Origin of the sequence: Escherichia sp. E4930, from assembly GCF_005845405.1 — a bacterium.
Lineage (GTDB): Bacteria > Pseudomonadota > Gammaproteobacteria > Enterobacterales > Enterobacteriaceae > Escherichia.
This window is the reverse complement of the sequence record NZ_VCDZ01000016.1, coordinates 1-20,147: the sequence shown is the minus strand read 5'-3', so window position 1 is coordinate 20,147 and position 20,147 is coordinate 1. Positions and strand designations below refer to the sequence as shown.

17 protein-coding genes and 1 pseudogene are annotated in these 20,147 nt (G+C 50.3%); 11 read left to right on the top strand and 7 right to left on the bottom strand.

The annotated features are described in order from the left end of the window. Positions 1-83 precede the first annotated feature (83 nt). A complete protein-coding gene (gene manA, locus FFT88_RS17510; protein ID WP_135405874.1) occupies positions 84-1,259 on the top strand; it encodes a mannose-6-phosphate isomerase in 1,176 nt (391 codons plus the stop codon). A gap of 100 nt (positions 1,260-1,359) precedes the next feature. Continuing rightward, positions 1,360-2,868 (top strand): YdgA family protein, encoded by a 1,509-nt coding sequence (locus FFT88_RS17505; protein WP_135405873.1) that lies wholly within the window; start codon positions 1,360-1,362, stop codon positions 2,866-2,868. 44 nt (positions 2,869-2,912) lie between these two features. Here FFT88_RS17505 and uidC read toward each other — a convergent pair whose 3' ends face one another. From uidC to malI, 6 genes are all read right to left on the bottom strand, one after another. Further along, positions 2,913-4,178 carry a glucuronide uptake porin UidC gene (uidC, locus tag FFT88_RS17500; RefSeq protein ID WP_135405872.1) on the bottom strand — a complete coding sequence of 422 codons (1,266 nt, stop codon included), beginning with the start codon at positions 4,176-4,178 and terminating at the stop codon, positions 2,913-2,915. Between the two features lie 38 nt (positions 4,179-4,216). Then, complete coding sequence (uidB, locus tag FFT88_RS17495; RefSeq protein ID WP_135405871.1) at positions 4,217-5,590, bottom strand: glucuronide transporter; 1,374 nt, start codon at positions 5,588-5,590, stop codon at positions 4,217-4,219. Continuing rightward, positions 5,587-7,398 (bottom strand): beta-glucuronidase, encoded by a 1,812-nt coding sequence (gene uidA, locus FFT88_RS17490; protein WP_135405870.1) that lies wholly within the window; start codon positions 7,396-7,398, stop codon positions 5,587-5,589. The genes uidB and uidA overlap by 4 nt, the downstream gene beginning before the upstream one ends. Before the next feature lie 384 nt (positions 7,399-7,782). Then, positions 7,783-8,370 (bottom strand): DNA-binding transcriptional regulator UidR, encoded by a 588-nt coding sequence (uidR, locus tag FFT88_RS17485; RefSeq protein ID WP_130209345.1) that lies wholly within the window; start codon positions 8,368-8,370, stop codon positions 7,783-7,785. 232 nt (positions 8,371-8,602) lie between these two features. Beyond that, on the bottom strand, positions 8,603-9,370 hold the full coding sequence (gene hdhA / locus FFT88_RS17480; RefSeq protein WP_130219035.1) for a 7-alpha-hydroxysteroid dehydrogenase: 768 nt from the start codon (positions 9,368-9,370) through the stop codon (positions 8,603-8,605). Between the two features lie 111 nt (positions 9,371-9,481). Beyond that, positions 9,482-10,510: a mal regulon transcriptional regulator MalI gene (gene malI, locus FFT88_RS17475; protein WP_130219033.1), complete on the bottom strand. Its 1,029-nt coding sequence runs from the start codon at positions 10,508-10,510 to the stop codon at positions 9,482-9,484. Positions 10,511-10,684: 174 nt separating this feature from the next. On the opposite strand from malI, the gene malX reads away from it, so the two are divergent. The 3 genes from malX (at position 10,685) to add (ending at position 14,564) form a co-directional block, all read left to right on the top strand. Further along, a complete protein-coding gene (gene malX / locus FFT88_RS17470; protein ID WP_130209351.1) occupies positions 10,685-12,277 on the top strand; it encodes a PTS maltose transporter subunit IICB in 1,593 nt (530 codons plus the stop codon). A 9-nt stretch (positions 12,278-12,286) separates the two neighbouring features. Then, on the top strand, positions 12,287-13,459 hold the full coding sequence (gene malY / locus FFT88_RS17465) for a bifunctional maltose regulon transcriptional repressor/cystathionine beta-lyase MalY (RefSeq protein ID WP_135405869.1): 1,173 nt from the start codon (positions 12,287-12,289) through the stop codon (positions 13,457-13,459). Positions 13,460-13,562: 103 nt separating this feature from the next. Continuing rightward, positions 13,563-14,564, top strand: a complete 1,002-nt coding sequence (add, locus tag FFT88_RS17460) for an adenosine deaminase (RefSeq protein ID WP_135405868.1) — start codon at positions 13,563-13,565, stop codon at positions 14,562-14,564. Positions 14,565-14,599: 35 nt separating this feature from the next. On the opposite strand, the gene FFT88_RS17455 is transcribed toward add, so the two are convergent. Then, the gene (locus FFT88_RS17455) at positions 14,600-15,640 is read right to left on the bottom strand and encodes an oxidoreductase (RefSeq protein ID WP_064530016.1); all 1,041 of its coding nucleotides are present in this window, start codon (positions 15,638-15,640) and stop codon (positions 14,600-14,602) included. Positions 15,641-15,882: 242 nt separating this feature from the next. Between FFT88_RS17455 and blr the strand changes: the two genes are divergently transcribed. The 6 genes and pseudogenes from blr to rsxC all read left to right on the top strand — a co-directional run. Then, on the top strand, positions 15,883-16,008 hold the full coding sequence (gene blr, locus FFT88_RS17450; protein ID WP_032147885.1) for a division septum protein Blr: 126 nt from the start codon (positions 15,883-15,885) through the stop codon (positions 16,006-16,008). A gap of 272 nt (positions 16,009-16,280) precedes the next feature. Next, positions 16,281-16,496 (top strand): transcription modulator YdgT, encoded by a 216-nt coding sequence (gene ydgT, locus FFT88_RS17445; protein WP_064530017.1) that lies wholly within the window; start codon positions 16,281-16,283, stop codon positions 16,494-16,496. A gap of 86 nt (positions 16,497-16,582) precedes the next feature. Then, positions 16,583-17,023: a DUF2569 domain-containing protein gene (locus tag FFT88_RS17440; RefSeq protein ID WP_130209359.1), complete on the top strand. Its 441-nt coding sequence runs from the start codon at positions 16,583-16,585 to the stop codon at positions 17,021-17,023. 76 nt (positions 17,024-17,099) lie between these two features. Beyond that, positions 17,100-17,681: an electron transport complex subunit RsxA gene (gene rsxA / locus FFT88_RS17435; protein ID WP_000133193.1), complete on the top strand. Its 582-nt coding sequence runs from the start codon at positions 17,100-17,102 to the stop codon at positions 17,679-17,681. Next, a complete protein-coding gene (rsxB, locus tag FFT88_RS17430) occupies positions 17,681-18,259 on the top strand; it encodes an electron transport complex subunit RsxB (RefSeq protein ID WP_130209361.1) in 579 nt (192 codons plus the stop codon). Before rsxA ends, rsxB begins: the two co-directional genes overlap by 1 nt. Beyond that, positions 18,252-20,147 (top strand): annotated as a pseudogene (rsxC, locus tag FFT88_RS17425) (electron transport complex subunit RsxC); the annotation flags it as partial. The gene rsxB and the pseudogene rsxC, both read left to right, overlap by 8 nt.

Genomic DNA, 20,147 nt, shown 5'->3' with positions numbered 1-20,147 from the left:
ACTTTTTGCGGCTCCAGGTTACTTCCCGTAGGATTCTTGCTTTAATAGCGGGATTAATTTCCACATTTAAACAGGGATTGATCATGCAAAAACTCATTAACTCAGTGCAAAACTATGCCTGGGGCAGCAAAACGGCGTTGACTGAACTTTATGGCATGGAAAATCCGTCCAGCCAGCCGATGGCCGAGTTATGGATGGGCGCGCATCCAAAGAGCAGTTCACGTGTGTACGATGCCGCAGGAGATATCGTTTCACTGCGTGATGTGATTGAGAGTGATAAATCGACTCTTTTGGGAGATGCCGTTGCCAAACGCTTTGGCGAGTTGCCTTTCCTGTTCAAAGTATTATGCGCAGCCCAGCCACTCTCCATTCAGGTGCATCCAAACAAACGCAATTCTGAAATCGGTTTTGCCAAAGAAAATGCCGCAGGTATTCCGATGGATGCCGCCGAGCGTAACTATAAAGATCCTAACCACAAGCCTGAGCTGGTTTTCGCCCTGACCCCTTTCCTCGCGATGAACGCGTTTCGTGAGTTTTCCGACATCGTCTCCCTGCTTCAGCCCGTCGCGGGCGCACATCCGGCCATTGCTCACTTTTTGCAGCAGCCCAATGCCGAACGTTTAAGCGAACTGTTTGCCAGCCTGTTAAATATGCAGGGTGAAGAGAAATCCCGCGCGCTGGCGATTTTGAAATCGGCGCTCGACAGTCAGCAGGGCGAACCGTGGCAAACGATTCGTTTAATTTCTGAATTTTACCCGGATGACAGCGGTCTGTTCTCCCCGCTGTTGCTGAATGTCGTGAAATTGAATCCTGGCGAAGCGATGTTCCTGTTCGCTGAAACACCGCACGCTTACCTGCAAGGCGTGGCACTAGAAGTGATGGCGAACTCCGATAACGTGCTGCGTGCGGGTCTGACGCCTAAATACATTGATATTCCAGAGCTGGTTGCCAACGTGAAGTTTGCAGCCAAACCGGCCAACCAGTTGTTGACCCAGCCGGTGAAACAAGGCTCAGAGCTGGACTTCCCGATTCCGGTGGATGATTTTGCCTTCTCGCTGCATGACCTTAGCGATGAAGAAACCACCATCAGCCAGCAGAGTGCCGCCATTTTGTTCTGCGTCGAGGGCGATGCAACGCTGTGTAAAGGTTCTCAGCAGTTACAGCTTAAACCGGGTGAATCAGCGTTTATTGCCGCCAACGAGTCACCGGTGACGGTCATAGGCCACGGCCGTTTAGCCCGTGTTTACAACAAGCTGTAAGAGCTTACTGAAAAAATTAACATCTCTTGCTAAGCTTATTAAAGGCTTATAACACCTTCAGGCGGCCAGTCCGCCTGATTTTATTTTATGGATAATCATTATGAATAAATCGCTGGTAGCGGTAGGCGTCATTGTTGCGCTCGGCGTAGTCTGGACAGGCGGCGCATGGTACACAGGCAAGAAGATTGAAACCCATCTCGAAGACATGGTCGCGCAGGCAAACGCGCAACTCAAACTGACAGCTCCTGAATCCAACCTGGAAGTAAGTTATCAAAACTATCATCGCGGCGTATTCAGCAGCCAGTTGCAACTGGTGGTGAAACCCATTGCCGGGAAAGAAAATCCGTGGATTAAAAGCGGTCAGAGCGTCATCTTCAACGAATCGGTTGATCATGGTCCCTTCCCCCTTGCCCAGCTTAAAAAACTGAACCTGATTCCGTCGATGGCATCAATTCAAACCGCGCTGGTCAATAACGAAGTAAGCAAACCACTGTTTGATATGGCAAAAGGTGAAACGCCTTTTGAGATTAACTCCCGCATTGGTTACAGCGGTGATTCCAGTTCCGATATTTCACTCAAGCCACTGAATTACGAGCAAAAGGATGAAAAGGTCGCCTTTAGCGGCGGCGAGTTCCAGTTAAATGCAGACAGAGACGGCAAAGCTATCTCCCTTTCCGGGGAGGCGCAAAGTGGTCGGGTGGATGCGGTTAATGAGTATAACCAGAAAGTACAGTTGACCTTTAATAATCTGAAAACTGACGGTTCCAGCACGCTGGCAAGTTTTGGTGAGCGCGTAGGTAACCAAAAACTGTCGCTGGAAAAAATGACCATTTCAGTGGAAGGCAAAGAACTGGCACTGCTGGAAGGCATGGAGATCAGCGGTAAATCGGATCTGGTCAATGATGGTAAAACGATCAATAGCCAACTGGATTACTCGCTAAACAGCCTGAAGGTACAGAATCAGGATCTGGGCAGTGGCAAGCTGACCTTAAAAGTCGGCCAGATTGATGGCGAGGCCTGGCATCAGTTTAGCCAGCAATATAACGCGCAAACTCAGGCGCTGCTGGCACAGCCAGAAATTGCCAACAATCCTGAACTTTATCAGGAGAAAGTGACGGAAGCCTTCTTTAGCGCCCTGCCGCTGATGTTGAAAGGCGATCCGGTGATTACTATCGCACCATTGAGCTGGAAAAACAGTCAGGGTGAAAGTGCGCTGAATCTGTCGCTGTTCCTGAAAGATCCGGCAACGACTAAAGAAGCGCCGCAAACGCTGGCACAGGTAGTGGACCGCTCGGTCAAATCTCTGGATGCGAAACTGACCATTCCGGTGGATATGGCAACTGAGCTGATGACTCAGGTAGCGAAGCTGGAAGGATATCAGGAAGATCAAGCGAAAAAACTGGCGAAACAGCAAGTTGAAGGTGCATCAGCAATGGGGCAGATGTTCCGTCTGACCACCTTGCAGGACAACACCATCACCACCAGCCTGCAATATGCTAACGGTCAGATCACGTTAAACGGACAGAAAATGTCGTTAGAAGATTTTGTTGGCATGTTTGCGATGCCAGCTCTTAACGTTCCGGCTGTACCGGCAATTCCGCAGCAGTAATTCACGGCCAAAACGCCGGAGAATTTTCACTCCGGCGTTTTTTCTCACTTCAGCATAAAGTCATACTGAATGCTCATTTTCACATCCCAGTAATTCAGGCGATCGCCCAGCGCACTGCCATCGCGCTTTTCCCGCCCTTTATCGGCAGCAAGAAAGAAATTCATCCCTTGTAGCGGCCCTTCGCTAACCCGATAGTTCACGCCACCTAAGATACCCGCGCCTTCAATCCGCACGTCTCGTTTACTGGATTCATAGCCGCGGGTCACAATCGGTGCAAATGTCAGCGTAAATTGCGGGGTTAAACGATAATTGACGCCCAATTGCCAGGACTGCATTCCTTCGCGGTTACGATCAAGACTTAATGAAAAGGGATAGCCAATGTCGGTGTCCACTACGGCTCCATTCATTGCATGGCGCAAATAACCACCACTGCCAAATACGCTTCCCCACGGCGCGCTCCAGGTCAATTGTCCACTAACCAACGCCGTTTCATTGGGCTGGCTGGTATTACGACTTAGGCCTTCGAGTTGCGCATAAAAGCCGAGCAACTCCCCTTTCAACGTATAATTCGGGTCGAGCGGTATGCTTTTCTCGAGAATACTTTGTATCTGGTTGGAAACATCTTTCTGTACCGATGCTCCCAGAGAATAGCGACTGGTATCATCATGCCAACTGGCGGCTAAAAAAGAACGTGAGCGATGTTTATCGTATTTTCCCGTCTGGCTGTTATAAACCCCTTCATCACGAATACCGGTTGTTGAATCGGTCCATAAAAATACTCGTGAACGCCACATTCCCCACAATTCAATATTTGGCGTTAACGCCCAGTAACCTAATGCTCCTTCGGAAACAGTCGGCAATGTCCGTTGCGAACTACCAGCAATTAACGGAATACGATAAGGTAAGCTGCCATAACTATAATCTGTTCCGAAGCGACCTAATTTAAGCAGGCTATTTTCACTGGGTTTTATTTTTACTGCCCCCAGGGCAAAGCCAAAACTTTTATCACCATCAAGATACCAGCGGGTACTCATATCAGCACGAGCACCTAATTTATAAACATAATACGCCCCGCCTTCGACACCAATAATATTAGAATAATAGCCACTATTAAAATCAAGTAATCCTCCCTGTACCCACGCGTAAATGTCTCTTCCCGCGCCAGCACTAGGTTTGTCAGCCCTGCGTAATTCATTTTTCAGTCTGATGCGTAGTCCCGCTTCATCGTCAGCCAGTTGTGCAGCGTAAGCGGTGGTAAGGCCAGAGGCAGCCGTCAGGCAAATAACGGCCATGGCCACTATTTTTCTCATAGTTGCACCTTTGATGTTCTGATTATTTTTATGGAATATTAATTAGTGATATCGCTGATTAATTGCTGCTGCATTTGTTTGCGATTATCAATTTCAACTACGATTTCTTTGAATTTTTTATCCGTGAGCGGATAAAACCAGATTATTATAAATGCCAGTAGCATAAACCCGCAGGGTACTAAGGCAATTGATGTGCGGATCCCCATAATAACTTCCGGTGTTTGCACCTGATTGGCAATATATCCGCTTAATCCCAAAATAAAGGCGGGAATTGATCCTCCTATTGCCTGGCCGCATTTGCGCGTAAATGAGAATAGTGAATAGGTAAGTCCTTCAATCCGCACACCAGTCAGGTATTCACCATATTCTACGGTATCGGCTTCCAGCGCCCACATCACCGTCATGGTAACGCCCTGACCAATTGAGGCAATGGCTAACGCAACCAGTGCCACCGGCAGCGACCAGACGGATACCCAGAAGAACAGCAGGTAACCACAAGTCCCCAGCAGCGCGCCAATCAGGAAGGTATTCTTTTTACCGATCCTGGCGACCATCCCCGGTACCAGCGGTGCCGACGCCACTGTACCGACCAGGTTCTGTACCAGCACTAACACCGTGAACAATCCTGCATCATTCAAAACGTAGCGTACGTAAAATAACGATGAGGCACTGACCGCGAAGGTCGAGATCAGCACACACAGCGCCCCAATGCACAACATAAACAGCGGGCGATTTCGTTTCAGCGTTTGCAGACTGATCTTCAACGAAGGCTGCGCCACAATACGCACCACATTTTCACGCGTCGATTTGAAGCAGATGAAGTAAAGCAGCATTCCGGCAATCGCCAGCACAATCGTCCAGAAATGGTATACCGACACCATCTCCTCCGGGCTGGAGTTCTTAATGCTCGGTCCTATCAGAAATGCCAGGCAGACAAAGGTCAATGAAGCGGCAATCCCGCGAGCCGCGCCCAGACGGGCGCGGGATTGTGGCTGTTGGGTCATCGCGGTAGCAAGTGAACCATAAGGAATATTCACCAGGCTGTAGCAAAGCCCGAGGCCCATGTAGGTCAAATATGCATATACAACTTTGCTGCTATGGCTCCAGTCGGTCGGCACCCAGAATACCAGCACGCTGAAGATCATTAACGGCGCAGTACCGAAGAGTAAAAACGGGCGGAATTTTCCCCAGCGGGTATTAACACTGTCCACCACTCGTCCGGCGAGGACGTCGGCGAAGGCATCGAATACCCGCACCAGTAACAGCATGGTGCCCGCCGCAGCGGCACCGACGCCTGCGACGTCGGTGTAGTAACTCAACAAGAAGAGCGCCCCCATTGCGAAGGCGAAGTTATTGGCGACGTCACCGAGGCTGTAGCCGACGATGGTGCGCCAGGAGAGTTGTTGATTCATTGTTTGCCTCCCTGCTGCGGTTTTTCACCGAAGTTCATGCCAGTCCAGCGTTTTTGCAGCAGGAAAGCCGCCGATTTCGGTTTGCGGTCGCGAGTGAAGATCCCTTTCTTGTTGCCTCCAACGCGCATAATGCCCTGCGAGGTCGCAAAATCAGCGAAGTTCCATACCTGTTCACCGACGACGGCGCTGACGCGATCAAAGACGCGGTGATACATATCCAGCCATGCACACTGATACTCTTCACTCCACATGTCGGTGTACATCGAGTGCAGACCCGCTAACGTATCTACGCCGTATTCGGTGATGATAATCGGCTGATGCAGTTTCTCTTGCCAGGCAAGCAGTTCTTTTTCCAGTACCTTCTCTGCCGTTTCCAAATCGCCGCTTTGGACATACCAACCGTAATAACGATTCAGGCACAGCACATCAAAGAGATCGCTGATGGTATCGGTGTGAGCGTCGCAGAACATTACATTGACGCAGGTGATCGGTCGCGTCGGGTCCAGTTTACGCGTTGCCTCTGCCAGTGGTGCGAAATATTCCCGTGCACCTTGCGGGCGAGTATCCGGTTCGTTGGCAATGCTCCACATCACCACGCTGGGGTGGTTTTTGTCACGCGCAATCAGTTCTTTAATCGCCTGTAAGTGCGCCTGCTGAGTTTCCCCGTTGACAGCCTCTTCGCTGTAGAGTTCTTTTGGCTTGTTACCCGCTTCAAATCCAATGCCTAAAGAGAGGTTAAAGCCGACGGCAGCAGTTTCATCAATCACCACGATGCCATTTTCATCAGCCCAGTCGAGCATCTCTTCAGCGTAAGGGTAATGCGAGGTACGGTAAGAGTTGGCACCAATCCAGTCCATCAATGCGTGATCGTGCACCATCAGCACGTTATCGAATCCTTTACCACGTAAATCCGCATCTTCATGACGACCAAAACCAGTGAAGTAGAACGGTTTGTGGTTGATCAGGAACTGTTCGCCCTTCACTGCCACTGACCGGATGCCGACGCGCAGCGGGTAGATATCACACTCTGTCTGGCTTTTGGCTGTGACGCACAGTTCATAGAGATAACCTTCACCCGGTTGCCAGAGGTGCGGATTCACCACTTGCAAAGTCCCGCTGTTGCCTTGTCCAGTCGCAACAACCTGTTGATCCGCATCACGCAGTTCAACGCTGACATCACCATTTGCCACCACCTGCCAGTCAATAGACGCGTGGTTACAGTCTTGCGCGACATGCGTCACCACGGTGATATCGCCCACCCAGGTGTTCGGTGTGCTGTAGAGCATTACGCTGCGATGGATCCCGGCGTAGTTAAAGAAATCATGGAAGTAAGACTGCTTTTTCTTGCCGTTTTCGTCGGTAATCACCATTCCCGGCGGGATAGTCTGCCAGTTCAGTTCGTTGTTCACACAAACGGTAATACGTACACTTTTCCCGGCAATAACATACGGCGTGACATCGGCTTCAAACGGCGTATAGCCGCCCTGATGCTCCATCACTTCCTGATTATTTACCCACACTTTGCCGTAATGAGTGACCGCATCGAAACGCAGGACGATACGCTGCCCCGTCCAACCTTTCGGTATAAAGACTTCGCGCTGATACCAGACGTTGCCCACATAATTACGAATATCTGCATCGGCGAACTGATCGTTAAAACTGCCCGGCACTGCAATTGCCCGGCTTTCTTGTAACGCGCTTTCCCACCAACGCTGAGAGATTCCGCAGTTTTCCCGATCCAGGCTGAATGCCCACAGGCCGTCGAGTTTTTTGATTTCACGAGTTGGGGTTTCTACAGGACGTAACATAAGGGACTCCTCATTAAGATAAAAATACTGGTCAACCTTTAATCTGATTAGTTAACCAATTCTGTGTTGCACACAGTTATCTGTGAGAAACCCATGGAAGAGAAATGGAAATAAAAAGAACTGACACCGCGATCAAAAAACCAAAAACTGCAATACCCACAGCGTGATATGGATCGCATTAATCTTTAAAACAGCGTTGACAGAAGACACAAAATAAGCAATCGAACGCTCGTTCGACTGCTTATAAAGCGATAAATTCCCATGACATATGGTTTCGACGAATGTTTTAGTGGGATTTTTCGACCAGGGGAGAACGTTTTTTGTTCAGCCGTGTTGAGACATTGAACGCGGGCCCTCTCTTAACCTGCCCGCGGAAAGTGAGGATCAGGATGCGGTCAAGATACCGCCAATCATCGCGCGCAGCCCCTGGGCAAATAACGCTTCTCGCGCCAAGTCTTCCGCTTCGATATCGGCCAGCACGCCATAGGTCAGATCCAGCAGTAAACGAGAGGTCATTGCCGTGTTAATGTCAGGGCTTATCTCGCCTTTTTGCTGGGCATCCCTCATGCGCTGGGCAATACATTCCGTGATGGTCAGATGTTTATTCTTAAGCATGGTGGCAACCTGTGGATTGCGCATCCCTTCTGCCATAATTTCGACCACCAGCGCTCGTTGTCCAAAGGCTTCATGGGTGAGAGAGACTATCGACTCGACCATATAGTCAACGAAATGGATCCCTTCAATCGGTTCCCGGAAGCGGGCCAACGCCCTCTCCTGGTCCTGGAGAATAATCGCCTGAATCAAGGCTTCTTTCGAAATGAAGTGGTGATAAAGCGTCCCGGGACTGATAGCGCAGGATTTACAGATGGCTTTCATTGAGGCACTGTGAAATCCATTTTCTGAAAAAATCTCTCTGGCAGCATTGAGGATCCGGGTCCGTGTCGGTTGTGCTTCAGTTTGCATGTTATCCATCGTTAAACCAATATAGTTAGCATGAATAACTAGTTTACCGCGTTGTCCGGTGAGCGCCTATCATTGCAGTTGAATTGTGCGAAGGTACACCCGTTTCGTTTACTATTTGCACGACAATTGGTCAACCAGCAGGCGGAATTTGGCTACCAGTTATCTGGCGGAGGTTTTCCCTACTCTACACGCGGTGTCGGTAAACAACACTCACTCGGTTGTTTACCGACCTGTTAGCGTATTAATTCAGTTCCTGTACACCACCGCCGGAGACGGTGAGTATTTGCCCGCTTATCCAGCTGGCAGCTGGTGAACAGAGGAATAGCGCCGCGTTGGCAATATCTTGCGGTTGGCCCAGACGCCTGATTGGCGTGTGCTGCAACATTTTCTGTTCAATTTCTGGTGTAATAACGGATTTCAGGGCATCAGTTAATATTGCCCCAGGCGCTATGCCATTCACCCGAATATTTTTTTCACCCAGGTCAAACGCCATATTCCTGACCAGATGGCTGGCCGCAGCTTTAGATGACGCATAGGAGGTCATGTTTTTATTTTTATTTTCTGCCGCCATAGATGTGATGGTCAAAATAACGCCTCCGCCATTTTTTTCCATTTCAGGCGCTATGAGTTGTGACAGATGAAAAAAAGAAAACACATTCAGCTCATAAGCGCGGCGGAAATCCGCCATTGGCATATCAAACGGTTTAGGACCACCACCACCAGCATTGTTAACCAGAATATCAACTTTGCCCAGCTTACTGATGGCAAAGCCTGCCAGAGCAGATAACTCCTGTTCGGAAGTAATATCACAGCGCCAGGCAAATGCCTGCCCACCCAACTGTTGAATTTCATCTACAACATGATTAGCTGCATCGGCGTTAATATCACTGACCACCACAGATGCGCCAGCTGTCGCGAATGTAATGGCGATTTCTTTACCAATACCTGCACCCGCTCCTGTGATGATGGCGCATTTTCCGTCGAGTCTCAGGTTGTCAGAATTAAACACATAAACCTCCTGTGAACTTCAGTAAAAATAAAAGGCACCGCCTGTGTGCCACATTTTTTATCATTAACTTTGAGGAAAGGACACTACCAGGTATAGCAGATAAAGAGAGGTTTATTTCGCCGCAATGAGCCGGGCAGGAATAATAAGATTACGTGAATGCGTCTCTTCATGAGTGATTTTTTGCATCATGCGATCCGCAAGTGTCGTACCAAGTTCCCGCGCAGGCGTGCTGGCCCAGGTAACGGGTATATCATCAAGTGCAGTTGGCGTCGCATCGGTAAATGCCGCCAGTGAAACCTGTTGTTCAAAGTAACGATCGACGCCACTTTCGCCACTTTGCCGCCCTGCTTTCAGCAAACCAAACCATGCCCCCATCGCAATAGTTTCGTTGTAACAAACCACGGCGCTGATGGTCGGGTTATGGCGCAAAAGCGCCGTAATGGCTTCCGCAGCTTGCTTCTGACTCGAGGCACACTCCAGTACCCAATCACTGTGAAACGGCAGGCTGAATTTCAATAGTGTCGCGCAATAGCCACCCACTCGTTCCGCACGGGTTAAAGAGGAACTTTGCCCTCCCAGCCAGGCAATACGCTGGTGTCCATTGCGAATGAGATGCTCCGTCAATAACTGCGCTGCCTGCATGTTATCCGGGCGAACAGTATCAACATCATCAAGATAGCTGGCGCGGGAAGCGAAAATCACCGGGATACCTTTTTCTTCTGCCATGCGCCGCAGGTCATCACTGCTCCCTGCCGCACCGGCAATGACGACGCCATCGACGCCCTGGTTCAGTAGCAGTGAAAAGCGCTGGGTCAGTTGCTCACCGTCTTTACCGCCGTGGAGCAAAAAAACCATTCGCCCCTGCGCTTCCAGTGCCTCCGTCAGCCCGGCTGTTAATTCAGCGTAAAACGGCGCAGACAAGTCACGCACAATTAAGCCAACCACACCACTCTGCCCGCCGCGTAGTGCCGACGCCTGGCGATTGCGCACAAACCCCAGTTCTTCAATGGCGGCGTTAACACGTTCTCCTGTGGCGGTAGAGATTCGCCCTTTGCCACTAAGCACCAGCGAAACGGTACTGACCGACACGCCCGCAGCGAGCGCAACATCATGAATGGTGATTTTTTTGGCGGTAGCCATGCAGATGACCTACTCCCTGATTATGTGACAGATAAAACGTTTTACCTTTTATTTATCTTATACCCGCTATTATCGTTGCGTAATGTGATTTATGCCTCACTAAAATTTGATAAAACGTTTTATCTTCTCGCGCAATTTATTGAATCCAGATTGTTCTCTACGAGGAGTCGTTTTATGACGGCGAAAGCAGCACCGAAAGTCACGCTGTGGGAATTCTTCCAGCAGTTAGGCAAAACCTTTATGTTACCTGTCGCATTACTGTCGTTCTGCGGCATTATGTTGGGGATTGGCAGTTCCCTTAGTAGCCACGATGTCATCACACTGATCCCGGCATTGGGTAACCCTGTGTTGCAGGCCATCTTTACCTGGATGAGCAAGGTTGGTTCGTTCGCGTTTAGTTTCCTGCCAGTAATGTTCTGTATCGCCATCCCGCTGGGTCTGGCGCGCGAAAACAAAGGCGTCGCGGCGTTCGCTGGTTTTGTTGGTTACGCAGTGATGAACCTGGCGGTGAACTTCTGGTTGACCAATAAAGGCATTCTGCCGACCACCGATGCTGCCGTGCTGAAAGCCAATAACATCCAAAGCATTCTTGGGATCCAGTCGTTCGACACCGGGATCCTCGGTGCGGTGATCGCCGGTATTATCGTCTGGATGTTACATGAACGTTTCCATAATATCCGCCTGCCAGATGCGCTGGCGTTCTTCGGCGGTACGCGCTTCGTGCCAATCATCTCCTCGCTGGTGATGGGCCTTGTCGGTCTGGTGATTCCATTGGTCTGGCCGATCTTCGCCATGGGCATTAGTGGATTAGGCCATATGATTAACAGCGCGGGTGATTTCGGACCTATGCTGTTTGGTACGGGTGAGCGTCTGCTGCTACCATTTGGTCTGCATCACATTCTGGTGGCATTAATTCGCTTTACCGACGCAGGCGGCACGCAGGAAGTCTGCGGTCAAACCGTCAGCGGCGCACTAACCATCTTCCAGGCGCAATTGAGTTGCCCGACCACTCACGGTTTCTCTGAAAGCGCCACGCGCTTCCTCTCGCAGGGCAAAATGCCTGCATTCCTCGGTGGTCTGCCAGGTGCAGCGTTAGCGATGTATCACTGTGCGCGCCCGGAAAATCGCCATAAAATTAAAGGCCTGCTGATTTCTGGCCTGATCGCCTGTGTCGTTGGCGGCACTACCGAACCACTGGAATTCCTGTTCCTGTTCGTAGCGCCAGTTCTGTACGTCATCCACGCGCTGTTAACCGGCCTCGGCTTCACCGTCATGTCTGTGCTCGGTGTCACCATCGGTAATACCGACGGCAATATCATCGACTTTGTGGTGTTCGGTATTCTGCATGGCCTGTCAACCAAGTGGTACATGGTGCCAGTGGTGGCGGCAATCTGGTTTGTTGTTTACTACGTCATCTTCCGTTTCGCTATTACCCGCTTCAATTTGAAAACCCCTGGCCGCGATAGCGAAATTGCCAGCTCAATCGAAAAAGCCGTTGCCGGTACGCCAGGTAAATCAGGTTACAACGTTCCGGCAATCCTCGAAGCCTTAGGCGGTGCCGATAATATTGTCAGCCTCGATAACTGCATTACTCGTCTGCGTTTGTCAGTGAAAGATATGTCCCTTGTTAATGTGCAGGCACTGAAGGACAATCGGGCAATTGGCGTAGTACAACTTAATCAACATAACCTGCAGGTTGTTATCGGGCCGCAAGTTCAGTCAGTCAAAGATGAAATGGCCGGTCTGATGCGCACTGTTCAGGCATAAGGATAAGATATGTTCGATTTTTCGAAGGTCGTGGATCGTCATGGCACATGGTGCACACAGTGGGATTATGTCGCTGACCGTTTCGGCACTGCTGACCTGTTACCGTTCACGATTTCAGACATGGATTTTGCCACCGCTCCCTGCATTATCGAGGCGCTGAACCAGCGCCTGATGCACGGCGTGTTTGGCTACAGTCGCTGGAAAAACGATGAATTTCTCGCGGCTATCGCCCACTGGTTTTCCACACAGCATTACACCGCCATTGAAACGCAGTCGGTGGTATATGGCCCTTCTGTTATCTATATGGTGTCGGAACTGATTCGTCAGTGGTCCGCTGTCGGTGAAGGTGTGGTGATCCATACCCCGGCCTACGACGCATTTTACAAAGCCATTGAAGGTAATCAGCGCACCGTGATGCCCGTTGCTTTAGAGAAGCGGGTTGAAGGCTGGTTTTGCGATATGGGCAAACTGGAAGCCGTGTTGGCGAAACCGGAGTGTAAAATTATGCTCCTGTGTAGCCCTCAGAATCCTACCGGTAAAGTCTGGACTTGCGATGAACTGGAAACAATGGCTGACCTGTGCGAACGCTATGGTGTGCGCGTTATCTCCGATGAAATCCATATGGATATGGTATGGGGTGAGCAACCGCATATTCCCTGGAGCAATGTAGCTCGCGGCGACTGGGCGCTACTAACTTCTGGTTCGAAAAGTTTCAATATTCCGGCTCTGACCGGGGCTTACGGGATTATTGAAAATAACGACTGCCGTGAAGCGTATTTATCGGCCCTGAAAGGCCGTGATGGGCTTTCCTCCCCTGCGGTACTGGCGTTAACCGCTCATATCGCTGCCTATCAGCAAGGCGCACCGTGGCTTGATGCCTTACGCGTCTATCTGAAAGATAACCTGACGTATATCGCAGAGACGATGAACGCCGCGTTCCCTGAACTCAACTGGCAGATTCCCCAATCCACTTATCTCGCATGGCTTGATTTACGTCCGTTGAACATTGATGACAACGCGTTGCAAAAAGCCCTGATTGAACAAGAAAAAGTCGCAATCATGCCGGGATATACCTACGGTGAAGAAGGCCGTGGCTTTGTTCGGCTCAATGCCGGATGCCCACGTTCTAAACTGGAAAAAGGTGTCGCTGGATTAATTAACGCCATCCGAGCTGTACGCTAATTGCGATTGCGCAACGCAAATAATCGTTGCGCAATCGTAGATTTTTACCCTGCTTTGTTTTTATAATGGTGCGCACTTTTATATCCAGAAAAAGAGTGCGACCATGATTGATACCACCCTGCCATTAACTGATATCCATCGCCACCTTGATGGCAACATTCGTCCCCAGACCATCCTTGAACTTGGCCGCCAGTATAATATCTCGCTACCTGCACAATCCCTGGAAACGCTAATTCCACACGTTCAGGTCATTGCCAACGAACCCGATCTGGTGAGTTTTCTGACTAAGCTTGACTGGGGCGTTAAAGTTCTCGCCTCGCTCGACGCATGCCGTCGCGTGGCGTTTGAAAATATTGAAGATGCTGCCCGAAACGGTCTGCACTATGTCGAACTGCGTTTTTCGCCAGGTTATATGGCAATGACGCATCAGTTGCCTGTTGCGGGCGTTGTCGAAGCCGTTATTGACGGCGTACGTGAAGGTTGCCGCACCTTTGGTGTGCAGGCGAAACTTATCGGCATTATGAGCCGGACCTTTGGCGAAGCTGCCTGCCAGCAAGAGCTGGAGGCATTTTTAGCCCACCGTGATCAGATTACCGCACTGGATTTAGCCGGTGATGAACTTGGTTTTCCGGGGAGTTTGTTCCTCTCTCACTTCAACCACGCGCGTGATACAGGCTGGCATATTACCGTCCATGCAGGCGAAGCTGCCGGGGCAGAAAGTATCTGGCAAGCCATTCGTGAGCTGGGAGCTGAACGCATTGGGCATGGCGTAAAAGCCATTGAAGATCGGGCGCTGATGGATTTCCTCGCCGAGCAACAAATTGGCATAGAATCCTGCCTGACCTCCAATATTCAGACCAGTACCGTGGCATCTCTGGCGACACATCCGCTGAAAACGTTCCTTGAGCATGGTATCTGCGCCAGTATTAACACCGACGACCCGGGTGTTCAGGGCGTCGATATCATTCACGAATATACCGTTGCCGCGCCCGCTGCAGGTTTATCTCGCGAGCAAATCCGCCAGGCGCAGATTAATGGTCTGGAAATGGCTTTCCTCAGCGCAGAGGAAAAACGCGCACTGCGAGAAAAAGTCGCAGCGAAGTAACAAAAATGGATGGTGCTAATTGCACCATCCCCTTTTCAAGCAAGGCACAAAGTCGAGCGATGTTTGGCGGATTCGATGCCCAGCTCAATCAACTCCATTACCTGAATGGCCTGACTTGCTGGCACCGGGTTTTCACCGTCGCCATTCAACGCATCACGAATGGCAGCATAGTAAGCCGGATAATTCCCCGGCACGGTCAACAGCGTTTCTTCAACACGTTCCTCGCCTTCAACACGGGTTAGTACACCGTCACGCATATCGTAGCCCCAGTCTTCCTGCGGCAGACGCTCACCATTTTTCAACCGCTCTTCCTGCGGATCGAGGCCGTATTTAACATAGCTGCCACGGGAGCCATGCACGATATAACGTGCTGACTCAGCTGCCGCCAACATGGTGCCGTGTAAAATGACCCGCCGCTGTGGGTAGGACAAAATGGCGTGGAAATAATCAGTCGACTGCGCCCCTGGGCGCAACTGTGCTAAATCCACCGTCATACTGACGGGTAAGCCAAAAAGCGTAATAGCTTGATCGAGCAAATGCGGTGCCAAATCGTACCAGATACCGCTGCCAGGGCCGCCCTGTTCACGCCAGCGATCGCGCACCTGCGGCCGAAAGCGGTCAAAATGAGACTCAAAGTACGCAACTTCACCCAGCGAGCCTTCCGCGAGCAAACCTTTTAGTGTCAAAAAATCGCTATCCCAGCGACGATTATGAAACACCGACAATACGCGACCCAGACTTTTTGCCAACGCATCCAGTTCTCGAGCTTGTGACAGTGTCACGGTAAAAGGCTTGTCGACGACCACATGTTTACCCGCTTCAAGCGCCGCTTTGGCTAACGGGAAATGGGTATCATTTGGTGTGGGAATGACAATCAAGTCTATGTTGGGATCATTAAAAAGATGCTTTGGTTCAGAGACAACCGTCACTGTTGGCCAGTCGGCTTTTACTTTTGTTTCGTCACTGCTGGAAATTACTGCCAGTTCTAGTCCGGGCGTGCCCGCAATCAGGGGCGCATGGAAGGTTTTGCTCGCATAACCATACCCAATCAACCCAACACGGATGTTGTCGCTCATGTCATTGCCTCTCAGAGAAGTACGATCGCTATTTGACACTATCCTTTACCCTCTCTCAACAGTTTAATAACCAGCCCGCAATAAGGGATGTTATTTAACTTAAGTCAAAGAAATAGCGAATTTTCTAATGATAAAAGCTAAATATCGCAAAAACCTCAGCAAAAATCTTGCTGGGGCAATTATTGCTAAGTAACATTTACCCCCTGAAGTTAATGGATCACTCAACATAGATGTGGGCAGTAATGAATCGTCTTATTGAATTAACAGGTTGGATCGTTCTTGTCGTTTCTGTCATTCTCCTTGGCGTGGCGAGTCACATTGACAACTACCAGCCGCCAGAACAGAGTACACCAGTACAACATAAGTAATACCTGCACTTGCAGAACAGCATGCAGTCCGTCCGGATGCATGTTTTAACTTGTCGGGTATTAAACCAGGAATTTATTATCTTGTGGTGTGTTGTCGGCGATTGGCAGGGATAGTAAAGCGCGTTACTCTTTTCAGGACAGTATTTCATCCCTGAATATTTACCATCAGCACATTCTTATTATTGTTATTACATAAGCGTTCACTTTTGGTGAAGTTTTATCATTACATATAATACCTACCACTTTGGTATTAATTATTTTATGGGCCTTTTATGACTGTTCAGGACTACTTATTAAAATTTCGCAAAATCAGTTCACTCGAAAGCCTGGAAAAACTCTACGATCATCTTAATTACACACTGACCGACGATCAGGACCTTATCAACATGTATCGCGCCGCCGATCACCGCCGCGCAGAGCTGGTGTCTGGCGGGCGTTTGTTTGACCTGGGCCAGGTGCCGAAGTCCGTCTGGCATTATGTCCAATAAAGAAAGTAGCGATTGATAATAAAAACCTTATAATAACGCCCCTAAAATTAGATTTGCCTGTTTGCTGTCGCTATTCTGGAGAACCTATGACCACCACAACGCCACAACGTATTGGAGGCTGGTTGCTTGGCCCTTTGGCCTGGCTGTTAGTCGCTCTATTGAGTACGACGCTGACGCTGTTACTGTATACCGCAGCGTTATCTTCTCCTCAAACATATAAAACGATCGGCGAACAAGCACTGACAACGCAAATCTTATGGGGCGTTTCTTTTATTACCGCCATCGCCATGTGGTATTACACTTTGTGGTTGACCATCGCTTTCTTTAAACGTCGGCGTTGTGTTCCTAAACACTATATTATCTGGCTACTGATCTCCGTATTACTGGCTGTTAAAACCTTCGCTTTTTCGCCAGTTGCAGATGGCGTAGCCGTGCGCCAGTTGTTGTTTACTTTGCTGGCAACCGCATTGATAGTCCCCTATTTCAAACGCTCGTTGCGGGTCAAAGCGACGTTTGTGAATCCGTAATAACCTTACAGTTAACCTGTTGTCGCCTGCTCTGGATTAACGGATAATAGGCGGCTTTTTTATTTCAGGCCGAAAAATGACTGACTACCTGTTACTGTTTGTCGGAACTGTACTGGTCAATAACTTTGTACTGGTTAAGTTTCTGGGCCTCTGTCCGTTTATGGGCGTTTCCAAAAAGCTGGAAACTGCAATGGGGATGGGGCTGGCAACAACATTTGTGATGACGCTGGCGTCAATTTGCGCCTGGCTTATCGACACGTGGATCTTGATTCCACTTAATCTGATTTACCTGCGCACGCTAGCGTTTATTTTAGTGATCGCTGTTGTCGTGCAGTTCACCGAGATGGTAGTGCGTAAAACCAGCCCGGTGCTTTATCGTCTGCTGGGGATTTTTCTGCCGCTTATTACCACCAACTGTGCAGTGCTTGGTGTCGCGTTGCTGAATATTAATCTCGGGCATAATTTCTTGCAGTCGGCGCTGTACGGTTTTTCAGCAGCTGTCGGCTTCTCGTTGGTGATGGTGCTTTTCGCAGCCATCCGCGAGCGCCTGGCTGTGGCTGATGTCCCGGCACCTTTTCGTGGTAATGCCATTGCGCTGATTACCGCAGGTCTTATGTCTCTGGCCTTTATGGGCTTTAGTGGTTTGGTGAAGTTGTAATGAATGCTATCTGGATTGCCGTTGCCGCCATCAGCCTGCTGGGCCTGGCGTTTGGCGCCATTCTGGGTTATGCCTCCCGCCGTTTTGCGGTGGAAGACGATCCGGTCGTTGAGAAAATTGACGAAATTTTACCGCAGAGCCAGTGTGGTCAATGCGGTTATCCTGGCTGTCGCCCGTATGCGGAGGCTATCAGTTGCAACGGTGAAAAAATCAACCGCTGCGCCCCTGGTGGCGAAGCAGTAATGCTGAAAATTGCCGAGTTGCTCAACGTCGAACCACAGCCGCTGGATGGCGAAGCGCAAGAGTTGACGCCTGCGCGTATGGTAGCCGTTATCGATGAAAATAACTGTATCGGCTGCACTAAGTGTATTCAGGCGTGTCCGGTGGACGCCATTGTCGGCGCTACCCGAGCAATGCATACCGTCATGAGCGATCTGTGCACAGGTTGTAATCTGTGTGTAGACCCATGCCCAACGCATTGCATCTCCTTACAACCGGTTGCAGAAACGCCAGACAGCTGGAAATGGGATCTGAACACCATTCCCGTGCGCATCATTCCCGTGGAACACCATGCTTAAGTTATTCTCTGCTTTCAAAAAAAATAAAATCTGGGACTTCGATGGCGGCATTCATCCACCGGAGATGAAAACTCAGTCCAACGGTACTCCCCTGCGCCAGGTTCCGCTGGCGCAGCGATTTGTTATTCCACTAAAACAGCATATTGGTGCTGAAGGCGAGCTGTGCGTTAACGTTGGTGATAAGGTACTGCGTGGACAGCCACTCACCCGTGGACGCGGCAAAATGCTACCGGTTCACGCGCCCACCTCGGGTACCGTTACGGCTATTGCGCCCCACTCTACGGCTCATCCTTCAGCTTTAGCTGAATTAAGCGTGATTATTGACGCCGATGGCGAAGATTGCTGGATCCCACGTGACGGTTGGACCGATTACCGCTCACGCAGTCGGGAAGAATTAATCGAACGCATTCATCAATTTGGCGTCGCCGGACTGGGTGGTGCTGGCTTCCCTACTGGCGTTAAATTGCAGGGCGGCGGCGATAAAATCGAAACGTTGATCATTAATGCCGCAGAATGCGAGCCGTATATTACCGCCGATGACCGCTTGATGCAGGATTGCGCCGCCCAGGTCGTGGAAGGTATTCGCATTCTTGCGCATATTCTACAGCCACGCGAAATTCTGATCGGCATTGAAGATAACAAACCGCAGGCAATTTCCATGCTGCGTGCGGTGTTGGCGGATTCTCACGATATTTCTCTGCGAGTTATTCCGACCAAATATCCCTCTGGCGGCGCCAAACAGTTAACCTACATCCTGACCGGAAAGCAGGTTCCACACGGCGGTCGTTCATCAGATATCGGCGTGTTAATGCAAAACGTCGGCACGGCTTACGCAGTGAAACGAGCCGTTATTGATGGCGAGCCGATTACCGAGCGTGTCGTAACGCTAACTGGCGAAGCAATTGCACGCCCCGGCAACGTCTGGGCACGACTGGGTACGCCGGTCCGTCATTTATTGAACGATGCAGGATTCTGCCCTTCTGCCGATCCAATGGTGATTATGGGCGGCCCGCTAATGGGCTTTACCTTGCCGTGGCTGGATGTTCCGGTCGTAAAAATAACCAACTGTTTACTGGCACCGTCTGCCAATGAACTTGGCGAACCACAGGAAGAACAAAGCTGCATCCGTTGTAGCGCCTGTGCTGATGCCTGCCCTGCAGATCTCCTGCCGCAACAGTTGTACTGGTTCAGCAAAGGTCAGCAGCACGATAAAGCCACCACACATAACATTGCAGATTGTATTGAATGCGGGGCCTGTGCGTGGGTTTGCCCAAGTAATATCCCTCTTGTGCAATATTTCCGTCAGGAAAAAGCCGAGATTGCCGCCATTCGTCAGGAAGAAAAACGCGCAGCCGAAGCAAAAGCACGCTTTGAAGCTCGTCAGGCACGTCTGGAACGTGAAAAAGCCGCGCGTCTTGAACGACACAAGAACGCGGCGGTTCAACCTGCGGCCAAAGACAAAGATGCGATTGCTGCCGCACTGGCACGCGTAAAAGAAAAACAGGTCCAGGCCACACAACCTATTGTGATAAAAGCTGGCGAACGCCCGGATAACAGCGCGATTATTGCGGCCCGGGAAGCGCGTAAAGCGCAAGCCAGAGCGAAACAGGCTGAATTGCAACAGGCTAACGAAGCCGTAATTGCTCGCGCCAAAGCACGCAAGCTGGAACAGCAACAGGCTAATGCCGAGCCAGAAGAACCGGTCGATCCGCGTAAAGCTGCCGTCGAAGCCGCTATCGCCCGTGCTAAAGCGCGCAAGCTGGAACAGCAGCAGGCAAATGGAGAGCCAGAAAAACAGATTGATCCGCGTAAAGCTGCCGTCGAAGCGGCTATCCGCCCGTGCGAAAGCGCGCAAGCTGGAACAGCAGCAGGCAAATGGAGAGCCAGA

Bases quoted from the DNA above. Each gene is read 5' to 3' on its own strand.
- ydgT (WP_064530017.1), top strand. From the start codon at position 16,281: ATGACTGTTCAGGACTACTTATTAAAATTTCGCAAAATCAGTTCACTC.
- add (WP_135405868.1), top strand. From the start codon at position 13,563: ATGATTGATACCACCCTGCCATTAACTGATATCCATCGCCACCTTGAT.
- FFT88_RS17455 (WP_064530016.1), bottom strand. From the start codon at position 15,640: ATGAGCGACAACATCCGTGTTGGGTTGATTGGGTATGGTTATGCGAGC.
- uidR (WP_130209345.1), bottom strand. From the start codon at position 8,370: ATGGATAACATGCAAACTGAAGCACAACCGACACGGACCCGGATCCTC.
- uidC (WP_135405872.1), bottom strand. From the start codon at position 4,178: ATGAGAAAAATAGTGGCCATGGCCGTTATTTGCCTGACGGCTGCCTCT.
- malI (WP_130219033.1), bottom strand. From the start codon at position 10,510: ATGGCTACCGCCAAAAAAATCACCATTCATGATGTTGCGCTCGCTGCG.
- malX (WP_130209351.1), top strand. From the start codon at position 10,685: ATGACGGCGAAAGCAGCACCGAAAGTCACGCTGTGGGAATTCTTCCAG.
- manA (WP_135405874.1), top strand. From the start codon at position 84: ATGCAAAAACTCATTAACTCAGTGCAAAACTATGCCTGGGGCAGCAAA.
- uidB (WP_135405871.1), bottom strand. From the start codon at position 5,590: ATGAATCAACAACTCTCCTGGCGCACCATCGTCGGCTACAGCCTCGGT.
- FFT88_RS17505 (WP_135405873.1), top strand. From the start codon at position 1,360: ATGAATAAATCGCTGGTAGCGGTAGGCGTCATTGTTGCGCTCGGCGTA.
- uidA (WP_135405870.1), bottom strand. From the start codon at position 7,398: ATGTTACGTCCTGTAGAAACCCCAACTCGTGAAATCAAAAAACTCGAC.
- malY (WP_135405869.1), top strand. From the start codon at position 12,287: ATGTTCGATTTTTCGAAGGTCGTGGATCGTCATGGCACATGGTGCACA.
- rsxA (WP_000133193.1), top strand. From the start codon at position 17,100: ATGACTGACTACCTGTTACTGTTTGTCGGAACTGTACTGGTCAATAAC.
- rsxB (WP_130209361.1), top strand. From the start codon at position 17,681: ATGAATGCTATCTGGATTGCCGTTGCCGCCATCAGCCTGCTGGGCCTG.
- FFT88_RS17440 (WP_130209359.1), top strand. From the start codon at position 16,583: ATGACCACCACAACGCCACAACGTATTGGAGGCTGGTTGCTTGGCCCT.
- blr (WP_032147885.1), top strand. From the start codon at position 15,883: ATGAATCGTCTTATTGAATTAACAGGTTGGATCGTTCTTGTCGTTTCT.